The sequence below is a fragment of the Croceicoccus marinus genome, assembly GCF_001661675.2.
Classification (GTDB): Bacteria; Pseudomonadota; Alphaproteobacteria; order Sphingomonadales; family Sphingomonadaceae; genus Croceicoccus; species Croceicoccus marinus.
Genome location: NZ_CP019603.1, coordinates 278,793 through 292,381 on the forward strand (window position 1 = coordinate 278,793; position 13,589 = coordinate 292,381).

The following is a 13,589-nucleotide window of genomic DNA, read 5'->3' on the forward strand; positions in this document are numbered from 1 at the left end:
TTGCCGCATCAACCAGGCTGGTCATGCCGATTGCGTCACATGCTAGGCGCCTGACGCAAGGACCTGCGCGCTACGCGGCTTTTTCCAGCAAATTGGTGCCAGGCACCTCCACCGTTCCGCGGCAGACGCGGTTTCGCCCGTTCGCCTTCGCCTGGTAAAGGGTCTTGTCCGCCAATTGGAACGCGGATTTCATCGAGTGCTCGCGGCCATAGGCGGCGACCCCGAAGCTGGCGCTGAGCTCGGTGTCTTCGCCAATCAGCTCATGCCTGTACCGGCGGAACTCCGAACGGATGGTGTCTGCCATGAGGACTGCTTCCTCAAGCGAGGAGATCCCTTCGACCAGTTTGCATGTCACAGGCATATAAGAAAACCTGACATCCTATTGCACCGGACGCCGAGCAAGGGATGAGGCCGGGGCAGTACGCCCCGGCCTCCCTTCCTGGTCCGCAGGAATATCACAGAACCGTCTACCTGCCTCACCAACCGAACTGGAAGCCCGCCCGGGCGCCAAGCTCTCCGCTATCGAAGCCGACACCTACACCGGCGGAAACCGATGCGGCCGATCCCACGCGGGCGGCGAAGGCCGCGGTTCCGGCGGTGCGCTCTCCGTAATAGCCGAAGCCGCCCGACACGCCATAGCTTTGGCCAGGCATTATGACCGGCGAATCCATCGCCAGCGCCATCGCAACGCCTTCATTCGCCTTGCGGATGTCGCGACGGTTCTCGTCAGCCAGATCATAGAGTTCTGCCGTTTGTCCTTGCAGGTCCATGATCGCCATCGAATTCATGCCGATCGCACTGGTATTGGCGGAAATGGCGGCCGAGTTCATCTGCACATCGTTGAAGCTGGCCAGCTCCGTCAGGCCGGGCGTGGTGCTGAGCCCGATAGTGCCATTGCTGTCCGCGGTCACGACCGAGATCGGCCCGGTCTGCGACGCGGTGCTGGCATCCAGCGATGCGATGACGACCTGCCCGTCGTTCGTGGCGGTCGCGCCATTGCCGATCGCGACCGAATTGGTCCCGCTCGCCGAAGCCAGGTTGCCGATGGCGACCGACGTCTCGCCCGATGCGGATGCCGCCTCGCCCACCGCGGTGGAGCGGGTGCCCGATGCATTGGCGAGATGGCCCAGCGCGGTTGCGCGTTCGGTGGAGGCCTGCGCACGCCAGCCATAGGCGGTCGCGCCCGGGCCCATCGCCTGCGCCTGTCCGCCAACCGCCGTGGTTGAAGGACCAGTGGCAATGGTCTGCATCCCCATTTCGCCATCGCGATTGCCGCCGATGGCAATGGAATCGCCTCCTTCGGCCAGTGCGGTATTGCCGATGGCGATGGCATTGCTGCCCGAGGCGACCGCGTCTTCCGCGCCTGCAAAGGACTGGTCGCCCGATGCCGTGGTCTGGTGGCCGACCGCCGTGCCCATCGCACCCGTCGCCTGCGCCTGCCAGCCCAGCGCAGTCGCGCCCGGCGTTGTCGCCACAGATTCGCCGCCGACCGCAGTGGTGGAATTGCCCATGGCCACGGCCGTGTCCCCTACCGCAAGGGCATCGATGCCGTTGGCGATCGCTTCATTGCCGATGGCGGTGGCGCTGTCGGTCTGGGCGTCGGCATTCTCACCCACCGCCAAGGACCGCACGCCTTGGGCGGTTGCCAGATGGCCTAGCGAAGTGGCGCGCTCCGCCGTCGCCGCCGCACGCCAGCCATAAGCGGTTGCGCCCGGACCCATGGCCTGCGCCTGTCCGCCGACGACCGTGGTGGAGGGACCCGAAGCGACCGTCGGCGCGCCCATTTCGCCATCGCGATTGCCGCCGATGGCGATGGCGTCGCCGCCTTCGGCCAGTGCGGTATTGCCGATGGCGATGGCGTTGCTGCCCGAGGCGACCGCATCTTCCGCGCCTGCAAAGGACTGGTCGCCCGATGCCGTCGTCTGGTGGCCGACCGCCGTACCCATCGCGCCGGTGGCCTGCGACTGCCAGCCCAGCGCGGTCGCGCCCGGCGTGGTCGCCACGGATTCGCCGCCAACCGCCGCGGTGGAATTGCCGGTGGCCACGGCTTCATATCCGATCGCCGTGGCATCGGCGCCGTCCGCGCTTGCCTCGCTGCCCAGTGCCAGGCTGCCCTCGCCATTGGCGGCGGCGTCGGTGCCGCAGGCCAGCGCGCCGGTCCCTGTCCCGGTCGCGCCTTGGACCGTCGCATCGTCCAGCAGGCATTCCTCTGCCGCTGCGGGGATGGCCAGCATGGCGATCATTGCGCCGGCGCTGACGGTGATGAAGCGGGCTGCACGCCCGTTACGATGGCTTGCCATGTCGATTATACCTCTTCCTTGTTTCGGACCAGTTGGCGCGCGCGTGCGGTCCGCGGTCAGGAAGTGGACAATATGAAACCGGCATGCCCGAACCCTTCGCTGTCCTCGGCGGCAACGCCGCGTCGATGGCGCGGAATTGCGCGATCGGGGGCAGCTACGAAGGCAAACCCGTCATGGATGCAGGGCGCGGTAAAAATTATTGCGCGCATTGGCCTGCGGGCCAGCGTCGTCAGACGCGGTCGAGCGTTCCGGCCAGCACGATCGGCGGCGTCGGCGCCTGATGCGGCGCGGTCGTCTCATCCTCGAAAGTGACGGCCAGCGTCGCGCCCGGGACCAGCAGGTCGGCTTGCTCTGCCGAGAGGCTGCGTTCGGTGCTGCCCGCCTGCGGGATCAGGCCGAGCGAAACGGGCGCGCCGTCCTGCGGCACGACCCAGAGTTCAGGCGCGGTGCCAGGCTGCGCATCCAGCCCCTCGATCGAAAGCGACAGGCGGCCCGATGCGGGATCGATCACGCTGGCAAGGCGCATCACGCCATCATCACCCTGAAGCTGCGCGATCAGCACCGGTTTTGGTGCCGGAGCCTCGGCGGGCGGTGCGACCGGTACGGGTCCGGGTGTCGAGACATAGAGCGCGATGGCTGCCGCGGCCGCACCCAGCCCGGCGAGCGCCGTGGCAATGCTCCAGCGCGAAGGTCCGGGGTTTTCGCGCGGCGGCGGCAGGCGGTGGATGTCGGCGCCCTGATGATCGTCGGCATTCAGCCGCAGATCGATGGCGCGCCATACGCCGTCCGACGGTTCGACACTGCCCGCCTTCTCGGACAATGCGCCAAGCCGGTGCCGCCACCATGCGACCTCGTTCGCGAAGGCGCGGTCCGCCATGCGGCGCTGCGCTTCGGCCAGTGCCTCGCCCTCCAGCACGCCTAGCGCCATTTCGCCCGCCAGCATGTCGGGATCGCCACCGTCGGCGCCGGGGCCTTCGGGGCCGGTAGGTGGCATATCGTCACTCACCGCCCAGGCACCCCTTCAGGCTGGCAAGGCCGCGGCGGATCCAGCTCTTGACCGTGCCCAGCGGCGCGCCGATCCGTTCGGCCAGCTGCGAGTGGCTCAAACCGTCGAAAAATGCGAGGCGGATGCTGTTGCGATGTTCGTTCTGCAATTGCTTGATACACAGGCGGACGCGTTCGTGGTCTTCCATGTCGCACAGGAAATCGTCGGCGGCGATGGTATCGTCCTCGATCTCCTCCATCGCCTCGGCAGGACCCGACACGACCGGATCGCCGCGACCTTGGCGGCGGGCGCAATCGATGGCGGTATTGCGCGCGATCACGCACAGCCATGTCACGGGGCTGGCGACGGCGGGATCGAAGCGGCCTGCGCGGCGCCAGACCTTGAGGTAAACATCCTGCAGAACGTCTTCCGACGTCTCCCGGTCGCGCACGATGCGAAGGATCACGCCGAGCAGTTTGGCGGAGGTCATGTCATAAACGGTCTTGAGCGCGGCACGGTCGCCATGGGCGACCTGTTCGACCGCCGCGGCCAATGCCTGGCGTCGCTGCGCCGACCGGTCATCCCCGCGGTTCATGCGGCGAACCTATACGCATTGAAAGCCGTGACAAGCCGCATTCGATCAGGCGACAATCAACGGCACGCGCTGGACCAGCCACCAGCTGCCGCACAGGGCGATTCCGACCGCCGCGGCGGTGCGATAATGCGAAAAGCGGGGCCTGCGGGCCAGCAGCATCAGCGGGGGAACCGCGATCGCCAGCACGGCCAGCTGACCCAGTTCGATGCCCAGGTTGAAGCCCAGAAGCGACGGCAGGCTCTGCGCCATCCGTGCATCGGTCTCGGCCAGCAGCGTCGCGAAGGCGAGGCCGTGGATCAGGCCGAAGCCTATCGAAACCCATGCCTCGCGCCCCGGAAAAATCGGACGGATCGCATGCACGGCGGTCAGTATGACCGAAAAGGCAATGGCCGCCTCGACCGGCGCTGAGGGCAGTTCGATGGCGGTCATTCCGGCCAGCACCAGCGTTGCCGAATGGCCCAGCGTGAAGCCGAAGGTGATCTGGACGAGGCGCGAGAAGGTGCCGCGCATCGTCCGGATCCCGTCCCAGCGCGACCCCCGCGCGATCAGCGGAGCGGCCAGCAGCAGGGCCAGCAGGAACAGCAGATGATCGTATCCCTCGCCAATGTGGATCGCACCCAGCGAAACCGCGCTGGTGAAGGCGGCCCATGAGGAGGGCACCGGATCGACCGCAATTTCCTGCAGGTCATGCCGCAGCGCGCCGATGACGCGGCTGTCGCCTGCCGTGTTCACGACCACCAGCGCGAAATGGTCGGGCACTACGTCGATCACGGCGGACCAGCGCATGACAAAGCGTTCCGGCGTCGGCTGCGGCGGGGTGAAGCGGACGCGGGCGAGCAGGTCGGGCGGCCCCTGCACCTGCGCGAAACGCAGGCTGTCTAAATGCTGCGGCCATAAATCGCCGTCAGGGCCAGCCAGAGCGAAACGGTCTGCCAGATAGGCTCTCGCGGCCCGCAGAGAGGCAGCATCGCCGGACACGCCATTGCCGCTGGCATAGGCATATTCGGAACGCGGAATGATGACATCGGCGACCACCTCGCCTGACCGGACGGTCAGGGTGATCTCGCTATTGGGCGTAAGATGCGCGAGGGCCGGCTGGGCGAAGGCTGCCAGCAGCATGGCCGCGATCAGGCACCATGCGGACCTTATCCGTGACCCAGCCATGCAAGCCTCGCTTCCGGTGTGAATATACGGGGGTTTATCGCCAGCGCCTGTTCGCGCGCTTTGGCAGCGGCCTCGGCATCGCCCGCCATTGCCTCCACATCGGCCATCGCGGCATAGAGAGGCGCGCTGCGCCAGCCACCGCGCTCGGCGGCGGCCAGTTCCGCGCGCGCGGCCTCGATCTCGCCAACGGCCATCAGCGTGTTGGCGTATAGAAGCCGCGCCTCGCCATAGGGACGCGCGTCCAGATTGCGGCGCGCAAGAGCCATTGCGCGCTCGGGCGATCCAAAGACGAGTTCGTGTTCCGCCGCATGCGCCGCCGCTGCGTCCGGGGCCTGCTGCATGCGTTGCTGCCAAATGGCCCCTGCCCTTTCCGCCCATGCCCGGCTTTGCGTGCGCTCGCCCCTGCTGCGGTACATCATCGCGAGCGCATCCATCGCTTCGGGCGCATCGGACAGTTCGGCGGCTTCGGTCATCAGAGAGAGCGCGCCCGCCATGTCGCCGTTCAACGCATGGGCCTCGGCCAGATGTGCCCTGGTCAGCCAGTATCCGGGAAAGAACCCATCGGCCGCCTTGTAGAAGACCAGCGCCCTCCCCCAGTTGCCGCGCGCGCTTTCCGACGCGCCGATGCGCAGAGCGAGGCGGGCCCGCGTGAAAGGCGTGGCCCGCGGCCCTGCCATTTGCGCGAAGGACATGATGGCGTGATCGTACTCGGCTCTGGACAGGGCCAGCACCGCTTGCCGCCATGACTGGTCGCCGGCCGGATCGTTTTCGCCAGCGCGGCGGTACAGCTGATCGGCCAGCGCCTGATCGCCGCGATAGAACGCGATATCGCCGCGCATCGCCATCACTTCGCCGCGGTCGGACCGCGATGGCGGCACCGCCTGACCCATGAACACCGCCAGTTGCCGCTCTGCTAGCGCAAGGTCGTGCGCCTTCATGGCGGAGGACGCGCGGCGCAGGCTGGGCCCCGATCCCCTGGGGGCCAGCGCCTGTGCATCGGCCAGTATCTGTTGCGCGCGTGCAAGGTCGGCATAATCGGCGGCCAGATCGAACCGCGCCAGCAAGCCGGCTGCCAGCGTCTCGGCCCACAGCCATTCTCCCTGCCCCCTGGACACGCGCTCTTCCCCCAGCGCGATGCGTCTTTCGGCATCCTTGATCATGGCCGAATAGTCCGCCGGTCCCAGCATGGGTCCTGACAGAACCGAAGGGCGGATATCGACGTTCGTCGGCGCGATTTCCCGAAACTCGGCGGTGGTGCCTTCCAGCATCACGGCTGCTCCGACGACCGCGACCGGGGCAAGAAGCAGGACGGCCGCGTGCGGGAACGCCGCGAACCGCCTGCCCCTTGCCCCCGATGCCGTCATGGCCGATGCCTGCTGATGGGTCGCAGTCAATGCATCGCCTCCGGCACCAACTCTCCGATCAGCTTGCGGACATCGCGCATGGCGTCAGACCAAGGTCGGTCAGATCGTCGGCCAGCGCGTTGGTAAGCCCGGTCAGCTGCTCGGTGAGTTCGGGAACGAATTGCCCGGCGAAATCGTCGGCGGGATTGGCATCGTTATAGGCGGTCTTCATGTCCGAACCGATCAGAGCGGTGGCGACGGCCGGCATGCCCATGCGGTCGACGCGGACATAATCGCCCGGCGCGTCGGTTCGGAAGTCAAAGCCGCTTCCTCCCGATGCCAGCGGCGGATTGCCTTGCGGCGCGGCCAGATAGGGGAACGCGGGATTATACTGGACGTCATTGCCCGGCGGATTGACCGGAACCTGCGCCAGCGTGGTCGGGCTGTGCGTCCCAAGGTCGAGGAAGATTACCGCCAGCGTGACATCGATGACCTGGTCGGGCAGCCGCCGACCGTTGGGAAAGCCCGAAGGCGCGGACAGGTCGAGCGTCAGCGTGTCCGGCACGATCAGATCGGCCACCGCCACGCCTGGCGCGACTTCCTGCGTCAAGCAGGCGGTCACGTCATAGGTCGTGGTGGGTGTCGGCGTCGGCGCCGGGCCGGGTGTGGGCGCAGGGGACGGAGCAAGGATCGGATCGTCGCCTTTGCGGTCATTGTCGCTGCATCCCGCCAGCGCCATTGCAATCGCGACAGGGGCAGCCATGGTCAGCCGGGCCATCTGGCGGGCGTTCCGGCGATGGACCGGGCGGGTAAGGGTGGTGTTCATCACAGCTGTCCTCCGAAGCGTGCGGTGGTGGCCCAGACATCGATCGGGTTCGCGCCATTGGCGATGCGATCTCGGGGGATTTCGATGACCACCGCGGTCAGGTTCTGACCGGCGAAGAAATCACGCGTGCTGTCGAACATCAAAGTCCCGGTCGCCGCCGTGTCCTTGAAGCCCTGCAAGTCGAAGAAGAACGGATCGTCGAACAGCCCCGCCTCGACGCGGACGCCGTCCTGCGACAGCACCTGTTCGACCGGTCCGCTGAGCGGGCCGGTGACGCCGGGAAGGTTTTCAACCTGCACGCCATATGTTCCGTCCGCATTGCCGGGCGCGAAACGGATGCGCAGCGGGATTTCCGCCTCGGTCCGCCCGCCCGCGTTCGATATGTTGATGGTGTACAGCACGTCGCGGTCGTAGGTCGCCGGCTCGCTGGTGGCCTGCGGCCCCGCGAAGGTCAGCGCCAGGACGACCGAGGTGTCGGTATGAAACGCATAGAGATCCGCGATGTCGGCGGCGCGGTCGGGCGTCGAATCCACGTTGGGATCGGTTCGAGCGGGCGGGTCGAGGTGGTCGGCCGCCATGCCGCCCAACCCGGGTAATACCAGCGCCGCGCCGCCGGCCATCGCCAACCCCGCGCCTGCTATCGTCAGTTTCTTCCAGTTCTGCACCGCATTGCTCCCTCTGGTCGCGTCCGCGATGCATCATGGGCTCTCCGGATGGGTGCCCTTGGACGTATCGCAGGGGAAGCTACGAGGGGACGAAGCGACTGGATGCAGAAACCCGAAAAATATTCTGCATCGGCGGAATTGCGTTTTTCTGGAATGGCTTGGTAACCTGCCCGTACCTGCCCGTACCTGCCCGTACCTGCCCGTACCTGCCCGTACCTGCCCGTACCTGCTCGACCAATGTCCTGGCTCAGGCTCGGCGAGGCTGTAGCCTATCGCAGCACTACCAAGCGCGGCCCAACGCTTTCTCATTCGGTGACCTACGTTCCCGACGGCGCTGACAATTGCTTTGGCCGCCGCGCCTGCCGCATGAACTTCGAGAAAATGCGACATTTGTAGACATTGGTTTTCAGACGCCTGGACAGGATCAGGACCGCGGTACCGAATACCACCGCTGGAGGCCGCACGCCGGTCGATGGACGAGGTGTCGGGCGCGCTGGTCGCCATCGTGCTGGTGCTGTGCGCGGTGTTCATCCCGACATTGTTCATCGACGGCATCTCGGGCCAGTTCTACAAGCAGTTCGCCGTCACCATCGCAACCGCGACCGTCATTTCGCTGATCGTGTCGCTCACCCTCTCACCCGCGCTGGCGGCGATCCTGCTGCGCGAAAAGCAGCGCGTGGCGGATGACGCCCCGCGCTGGCGGCGCGTGCTGCAGGGTGCTGGCGACCGGTTCAACCATGGGTTCGAGCGTATGAGCCAGTCCTATGCAAGGCTGACACTGAGGCTGGTGAAGCGCCCGGCACGGATGATGGCGGGCTATGCCGCGCTGATCGTCGCGACCAGCGGCCTGTTCTGGGCCACGCCCGCGGGCTTCATCCCGCAGCAGGACCAGGGCTATTTCCTGGCCGCGATCTTCCTGCCGCCGGGCTCGTCCCTGTCGCGCACCGACGAAGTGACGCGCGAGGTGGCCGAGAAGATCCTGCCCGGCAAGGGAATCCGCGGCGCGGTGATGTTCGCGGGCTTCAACGGCCCTTCGCGCACCGCCTCGCCCGATTCCGGCGCGATCTATTTCCCGTTCGAAAGCTTCGAAAAACGCGCCGAGCTTGGCGTGACCGAGGAAAGCATCATGGCCAGCGCGCAGGAAGCGCTGGCAGGCTATGACAAGGCCAGCATCATCCTGGTCCCTCCGCCGACGATCAACGGCATCGTCCCGCCCGGCGGCTATCGCATGATCGTCGAGGACCGGTCAGGCCAAGGCTATGCCGAGCTTGAGAAGGCGACTCAGGCCTTGTTGGCACAGGCCCATACGCAGCCCGAACTTCAGCAGGTCTATACCTTGTTCAACCGGGGCTCGCCGCGCGTCCATGCCGATATCGACCGGCGCAAAGCCGACATGCTGGGCGTGCCGCCGCAGAACGTGTTCTCGACCTTGCAGACCTATCTGGGTTCGACGTTCATAAACGATTTCAACCTTTTGGGGCGGACATATCGCGTAACGGCTCAAGCGGATTCCGAATTCCGCGGCTCGCCCGCCGATATCGCGAATTTGCAGACGCGCTCGTCCAACGGCGCGATGGTGCCGATCGGGTCGGTCGCCACTTTCGAGGACAGGACCGGCCCCTACCGCGTGGTGCGCTACAATCTGCAGCGCGCGATCGAGGTGGATGGCAGCGTCGCGCCGGGATACTCCACCGGACAGGCGCTCGCCACGATGGAGAAACTGGCTGCCGATACGCTGCCGGCGGGCTATGGCGCCGAATGGACCGGCATCGCCTATCAGCAGTCGATCGCGGGCAATACCGCGGGCGTGGTGTTCGGCATGGCGGTGCTGTTCGTGTTCCTCGTGCTGGCGGCCCAATATGAAAGCCTGACCCTGCCGCTGGCGATCATCCTGATCGTACCGATGTGCCTGTTCGCGGCCATGCTGGGCGTCAACCTGCGGGGGATGGACAATAACATCCTGACCCAGATCGGGCTTGTCGTGCTGATCGCGCTGGCGGCCAAGAACGCGATCCTGGTGGTCGAATTCGCAAAGCAGGCAGAAGACGAGCAAGGCCTTTCGCCGGTAGAGGCCGCAGTCCAGGCCGCGCGCACCCGCCTGCGTCCGATCCTGATGACATTGTTCGCCTTCATCCTGGGCGCGGTTCCGCTGGTCATCGCCAGCGGTGCCGGGTCGGAACTGCGGCAGGCTTTGGGTACGGCGGTTTTCTTCGGCATGGCGGGCGTCACCGTCTTCGGCCTGCTGTTCACCCCCACCTTCTATGTCGTGTGCCGCAATCTGGCAGAGGCGCTGCGGCGCGGGCGGCCGCCCCGCCAGGCGAAGCCGCGCGGTCACGATCCGCTGGCCATCCCGGCGGAGTGAAAGGATTTTTCATGTTCCAGTTCAGAAAAACCATCGCCGCGTTGATGGCGGCAAGCGCCCTTGCGGCGTGCACCGTCGGCCCCGAACATGTCGAACCCGCGATCCCGCCCGCCGCCGCCGCGCCGTTCATCGGGGTGCAGTCGGCGTCAGTAACCGCCGATGCGCCCGCCGACGACTGGTGGAAGCTCTACGACGATCCGGTGCTGGACGCATTGGTCGCCGATGCTCTGGCCGCCAATACCGATGTCCGCGTCGCGCTGGCCCGGATCGAGCGGGCGCGTGCCGGGCTACGCGGATCGCGGGGGGCCGCGCTGCCGCGGACGGCGGTTTCGGCATCGGGAACCTATGGCCGCGTTTCGGAAAGCGAAACGCTGCCTGGCATCGACCGCGAGGGGCGCCGCCTCGCGGGCGAATTCGCCGCCGCCTACGAGCTTGACCTGTTCGGCCGCGTCGCCCGCGGGATCGAGGCTTCGCGCGCCGATCTGGACGCCGCGCGGCAGGATGCCGACGCAGTGCGGGTCATCGTCGCCGCCGACACGGTGCAGGCCTATGTCGATGCCGCCGCCACAGCGCAGCAGATCGCCGTGGGGCAGGCCATGGTGGAACTGCTGGCGAAATCGGAACGCATCACCGATGCGCGCTTCCGGCGCGGGCTCAACCAGAAGCTCGACGTGCTGCGCCTGACGCAATTGAGGGAAGCGCAGGCCGCCGCCATTCCTCCCCTGCAGGCACGCCGCGATGCCGCGCTGTTCAGGCTGGCGGCGCTGACCGGCCGCACGCCGCAGGATCTGCCGGCGGCTGCGCTGGACCGGCGCACCACGCCCGACATTGCGGCGGCGATCCCGGTGGGCGACGGGCAGACCCTGTTGGCCCGGCGCCCCGACGTGAAGGCGGCAGAGCGCCGGCTCGCCGCCGATACCGCGCGCATCGGCATGGCAACGGCCGACCTCTATCCGCGCATCACGCTTGGCGCGTCGGTATCGACCACCGCGCTGGGCAATACGCCGGTCCTGGGATCGGGACCGCTTGGCTGGCTGCTCGGCCCGCTGATCCAGTGGGCGTTTCCGAACCAGGAAGCCGTGCGCGCCCGCATCGGCGCGGCGCGGGCGGATGCGGCGGCCGATCTCGCCCGGTTCGACGGCACCGTCCTGCAAGCGCTGCAGGAGACCGAGACCGCGCTCTCCGCCTATCGCAACGCCCTTGCGGCCGAGGACCGGCTTGCCGCCTCGCGCGATGCGGCGGACCGGGCGGCAAAGGTCAGCCTGGCCCGCCAGTCGCGCGGCCAGATCGATGCTCTGGACGCCCTGGATGCGCAGCGGACGCTGGCCCTGACCGAAGCCGATTACGCCGCTGCGCGCCGCAACGTCGCGCTGGCACAGGTCGATTTGTTCCGGGCGCTGGGCGGCAACTGGACCGAAGAGGAACCGGCGGGGCGCGCCATGCAATAGCCGTCGCCCCGCGCAATCTTCGGTCCGCGCCCGCGTCAGCCCTTTGCCCTGGCGATATAGGCCTCCACCTGCCGCTCCAGCGCGTCGAGCGGCAGTGCCCCCTGCCCCAGCACCGCCTCGTGGAAGGCGCGGATGTCGAAGTCCTGCCCCAGCTCGCGCTCGGCGCGGGCGCGCAGTTCGGCGATCTTGAGCTGGCCGATCATGTAGCTGGTCGCCTGGCCGGGATTGTTGATGTAGCGGTCGACTTCCTTGCGGATGTCACGTTCGGAATTGGGCGAATTGGCGCGGAAATAGTCGATGGCCCGTTCGCGCGACCAGCGCTTGGAATGGATCCCGGTGTCGAGCACGAGGCGAATGGCGCGCCACATCTGCAGCGACAGCATGCCGAAGCGCTGCTCGGGCGTGGTATAGACGCCCATCTCGTCGGCCAGCCGTTCGGAATATAGCCCCCAGCCCTCGATATAGGCGCCATAGCCGCCAAAGCGCCGGAACTTGGGCAGGCCTTCCAGTTCCTGCGCGCGGGCGATCTGGAAATGATGGCCGGGCGCGCCTTCGTGTGCCGCGATCGCGTCGGTCTGCACGCGATTGACCTGCGTCATGTCGGCAAGGTTCACATAGAAGATGCCGGGGCGCGATCCGTCCGGCGCGGGCCGGTTGTAGAAAGCGACCGAAGCGGTATCCTCGCGGAACGGCTCGACCGCCCGCACTTCCAGTGCGGCCTTGGGCAGGCGCTCGAAATATTGTGGGGCTTTTGCCATCACGTTCGCGATCAGCGTGCGCGCTTCCTCAAGGTATTGCTCGCGCCCCTCGGCCGTGTTCGGGTACTTGTAGGCAGGATCGCTGCGCAGCGCCGCGAAGAACTCCTCAAGCGTGCCGGTAAATCCGATCTCCCGCTTCACTTCCTCCATCTCCGCCCGGATCGCGGCGACCTGCTCAAGGCCGATCGCATGGATCTGGTCGGCGGTAAGGTCCGTGGTGGTCGAGATTGCAAGGCGGTTGGCGTAATAGGCATCGCCGTCGGGCAGGCTCCACGCCCCGTCGTTGCCCTTGGCCTGCGGCTCGATGGCTGCGATGCCCGCGATCAGCGTTTCGACGCCGCTGCGGAACGGCCCCACCAGCGCCGCGCGCCCCTCTGCCAGCAGCCGTGCCTTTTTCGCGTCGGCGATGGAAAGCGCGTTCACCTTCTCCTGGAAATCGGCCCACAGCGGATTGGCCTCGCCCGCACCGAACGGCGCGCCTTGAAGGATGCTGCGCGCGTCGGCCATCGCTGGTTCGAACACCATTTTCGGCGGGACGATGCCCATGGCGGCCTGCTGCCGCATGACGGCCACCGTCTCGTCCATCACGCGCTCGCTGTCGCGCAGGCGCGCGATATAGGCCTCGGCGTCGGCGACGCTTTCGACCTTGTGCTGGTTGATCAGGAAAACCGGGATGTCGCCCGCCGGCGTCCCGTTGGTCGACACCGGGAAGCCATAGGCGCGGAACCGCGCGCTCTCGCGCTCGCGCTCCACCTCCCGTTCGAACAATTCATAGCTGAGCCGCACCGAAGGCCCCAGCGCCGCGGGATCGAACCGGGCGCGCATCTCGGCCAGTTGCTGCTCCGCCAGCGCGAGCGAGCGGGCATCGGCCTCAAGCGTATAATCGTCGAGCTTGTCGTATTCCTGCCGCGAGCCGAGGCTGGTCAGCGATTCCGGGCTGAGCGCCACCTGCGCATCGAACGCCGCGTCGAGAAAGGCGAGCAGCCGCGCATCCTCCTGCGAGGCTGGTTGCCCGGCAGCGGGCGGTTGCCCGGCAGTGGGTGCCGGGGCCGGGGGAGCGGCGGGGACGGTCGCGGTCTGTGCGGCGCAGCCAGCAAGAAGCAGGGCAGGAAGCAGACGATACATGCCGGGAGATCCTTTCAA

11 protein-coding genes are annotated in these 13,589 nt (G+C 67.1%); 2 read left to right on the forward strand and 9 right to left on the reverse strand.

Annotated features, from left to right (window positions below):
• Positions 1-70: 70 nt before the first annotated feature.
• The 8 genes from A9D14_RS15575 to A9D14_RS15610 form a co-directional block, all read right to left on the reverse strand.
• A complete protein-coding gene (locus A9D14_RS15575) occupies positions 71-304 on the reverse strand; it encodes a GGDEF domain-containing protein (RefSeq protein ID WP_232469104.1) in 234 nt (77 codons plus the stop codon).
• Positions 305-476: 172 nt separating this feature from the next.
• The gene (locus A9D14_RS15580; protein WP_066849967.1) at positions 477-2,300 is read right to left on the reverse strand and encodes a hypothetical protein; all 1,824 of its coding nucleotides are present in this window, start codon (positions 2,298-2,300) and stop codon (positions 477-479) included.
• 229 nt (positions 2,301-2,529) lie between these two features.
• Positions 2,530-3,294, reverse strand: coding sequence for an anti-sigma factor (locus tag A9D14_RS15590; RefSeq protein ID WP_157668275.1), 765 nt, complete (start codon positions 3,292-3,294; stop codon positions 2,530-2,532).
• Between the two features lie 4 nt (positions 3,295-3,298).
• Positions 3,299-3,880, reverse strand: coding sequence for a sigma-70 family RNA polymerase sigma factor (locus A9D14_RS15595; protein WP_066849969.1), 582 nt, complete (start codon positions 3,878-3,880; stop codon positions 3,299-3,301).
• 45 nt (positions 3,881-3,925) lie between these two features.
• Complete coding sequence (locus A9D14_RS19660) at positions 3,926-5,044, reverse strand: HupE/UreJ family protein (protein WP_083988115.1); 1,119 nt, start codon at positions 5,042-5,044, stop codon at positions 3,926-3,928.
• Positions 5,026-6,438: a tetratricopeptide repeat protein gene (locus A9D14_RS19665; protein ID WP_157668276.1), complete on the reverse strand. Its 1,413-nt coding sequence runs from the start codon at positions 6,436-6,438 to the stop codon at positions 5,026-5,028. The genes A9D14_RS19660 and A9D14_RS19665 overlap by 19 nt, the downstream gene beginning before the upstream one ends.
• A gap of 28 nt (positions 6,439-6,466) precedes the next feature.
• Positions 6,467-7,213: a DUF4331 family protein gene (locus A9D14_RS15605; protein WP_232469106.1), complete on the reverse strand. Its 747-nt coding sequence runs from the start codon at positions 7,211-7,213 to the stop codon at positions 6,467-6,469.
• On the reverse strand, positions 7,213-7,878 hold the full coding sequence (locus tag A9D14_RS15610) for a DUF4331 family protein (RefSeq protein ID WP_157668277.1): 666 nt from the start codon (positions 7,876-7,878) through the stop codon (positions 7,213-7,215). The genes A9D14_RS15605 and A9D14_RS15610 overlap by 1 nt, the downstream gene beginning before the upstream one ends.
• Before the next feature lie 481 nt (positions 7,879-8,359).
• Here A9D14_RS15610 and A9D14_RS15615 point away from each other — a divergent pair, with 481 nt between their 5' ends.
• Positions 8,360-10,240, forward strand: a complete 1,881-nt coding sequence (locus tag A9D14_RS15615; protein ID WP_232469128.1) for an efflux RND transporter permease subunit — start codon at positions 8,360-8,362, stop codon at positions 10,238-10,240.
• Positions 10,241-10,251: 11 nt separating this feature from the next.
• On the forward strand, positions 10,252-11,688 hold the full coding sequence (locus tag A9D14_RS15620; protein WP_066849979.1) for an efflux transporter outer membrane subunit: 1,437 nt from the start codon (positions 10,252-10,254) through the stop codon (positions 11,686-11,688).
• A 35-nt stretch (positions 11,689-11,723) separates the two neighbouring features.
• On the opposite strand, the gene A9D14_RS15625 is transcribed toward A9D14_RS15620, so the two are convergent.
• Complete coding sequence (locus tag A9D14_RS15625; RefSeq protein WP_066849981.1) at positions 11,724-13,571, reverse strand: DUF885 domain-containing protein; 1,848 nt, start codon at positions 13,569-13,571, stop codon at positions 11,724-11,726.
• Between the last annotated feature and the right edge of the window lie 18 nt (positions 13,572-13,589).

Bases quoted from the DNA above. Each gene is read 5' to 3' on its own strand.
- A9D14_RS15575 (WP_232469104.1), bottom strand. From the start codon at position 304: ATGGCAGACACCATCCGTTCGGAGTTCCGCCGGTACAGGCATGAGCTG.
- A9D14_RS15580 (WP_066849967.1), bottom strand. From the start codon at position 2,300: ATGGCAAGCCATCGTAACGGGCGTGCAGCCCGCTTCATCACCGTCAGC.
- A9D14_RS15590 (WP_157668275.1), bottom strand. From the start codon at position 3,294: ATGCCACCTACCGGCCCCGAAGGCCCCGGCGCCGACGGTGGCGATCCC.
- A9D14_RS15595 (WP_066849969.1), bottom strand. From the start codon at position 3,880: ATGAACCGCGGGGATGACCGGTCGGCGCAGCGACGCCAGGCATTGGCC.
- A9D14_RS19660 (WP_083988115.1), bottom strand. From the start codon at position 5,044: ATGGCTGGGTCACGGATAAGGTCCGCATGGTGCCTGATCGCGGCCATG.
- A9D14_RS15605 (WP_232469106.1), bottom strand. From the start codon at position 7,213: ATGAACACCACCCTTACCCGCCCGGTCCATCGCCGGAACGCCCGCCAG.
- A9D14_RS15620 (WP_066849979.1), top strand. From the start codon at position 10,252: ATGTTCCAGTTCAGAAAAACCATCGCCGCGTTGATGGCGGCAAGCGCC.
- A9D14_RS15625 (WP_066849981.1), bottom strand. From the start codon at position 13,571: ATGTATCGTCTGCTTCCTGCCCTGCTTCTTGCTGGCTGCGCCGCACAG.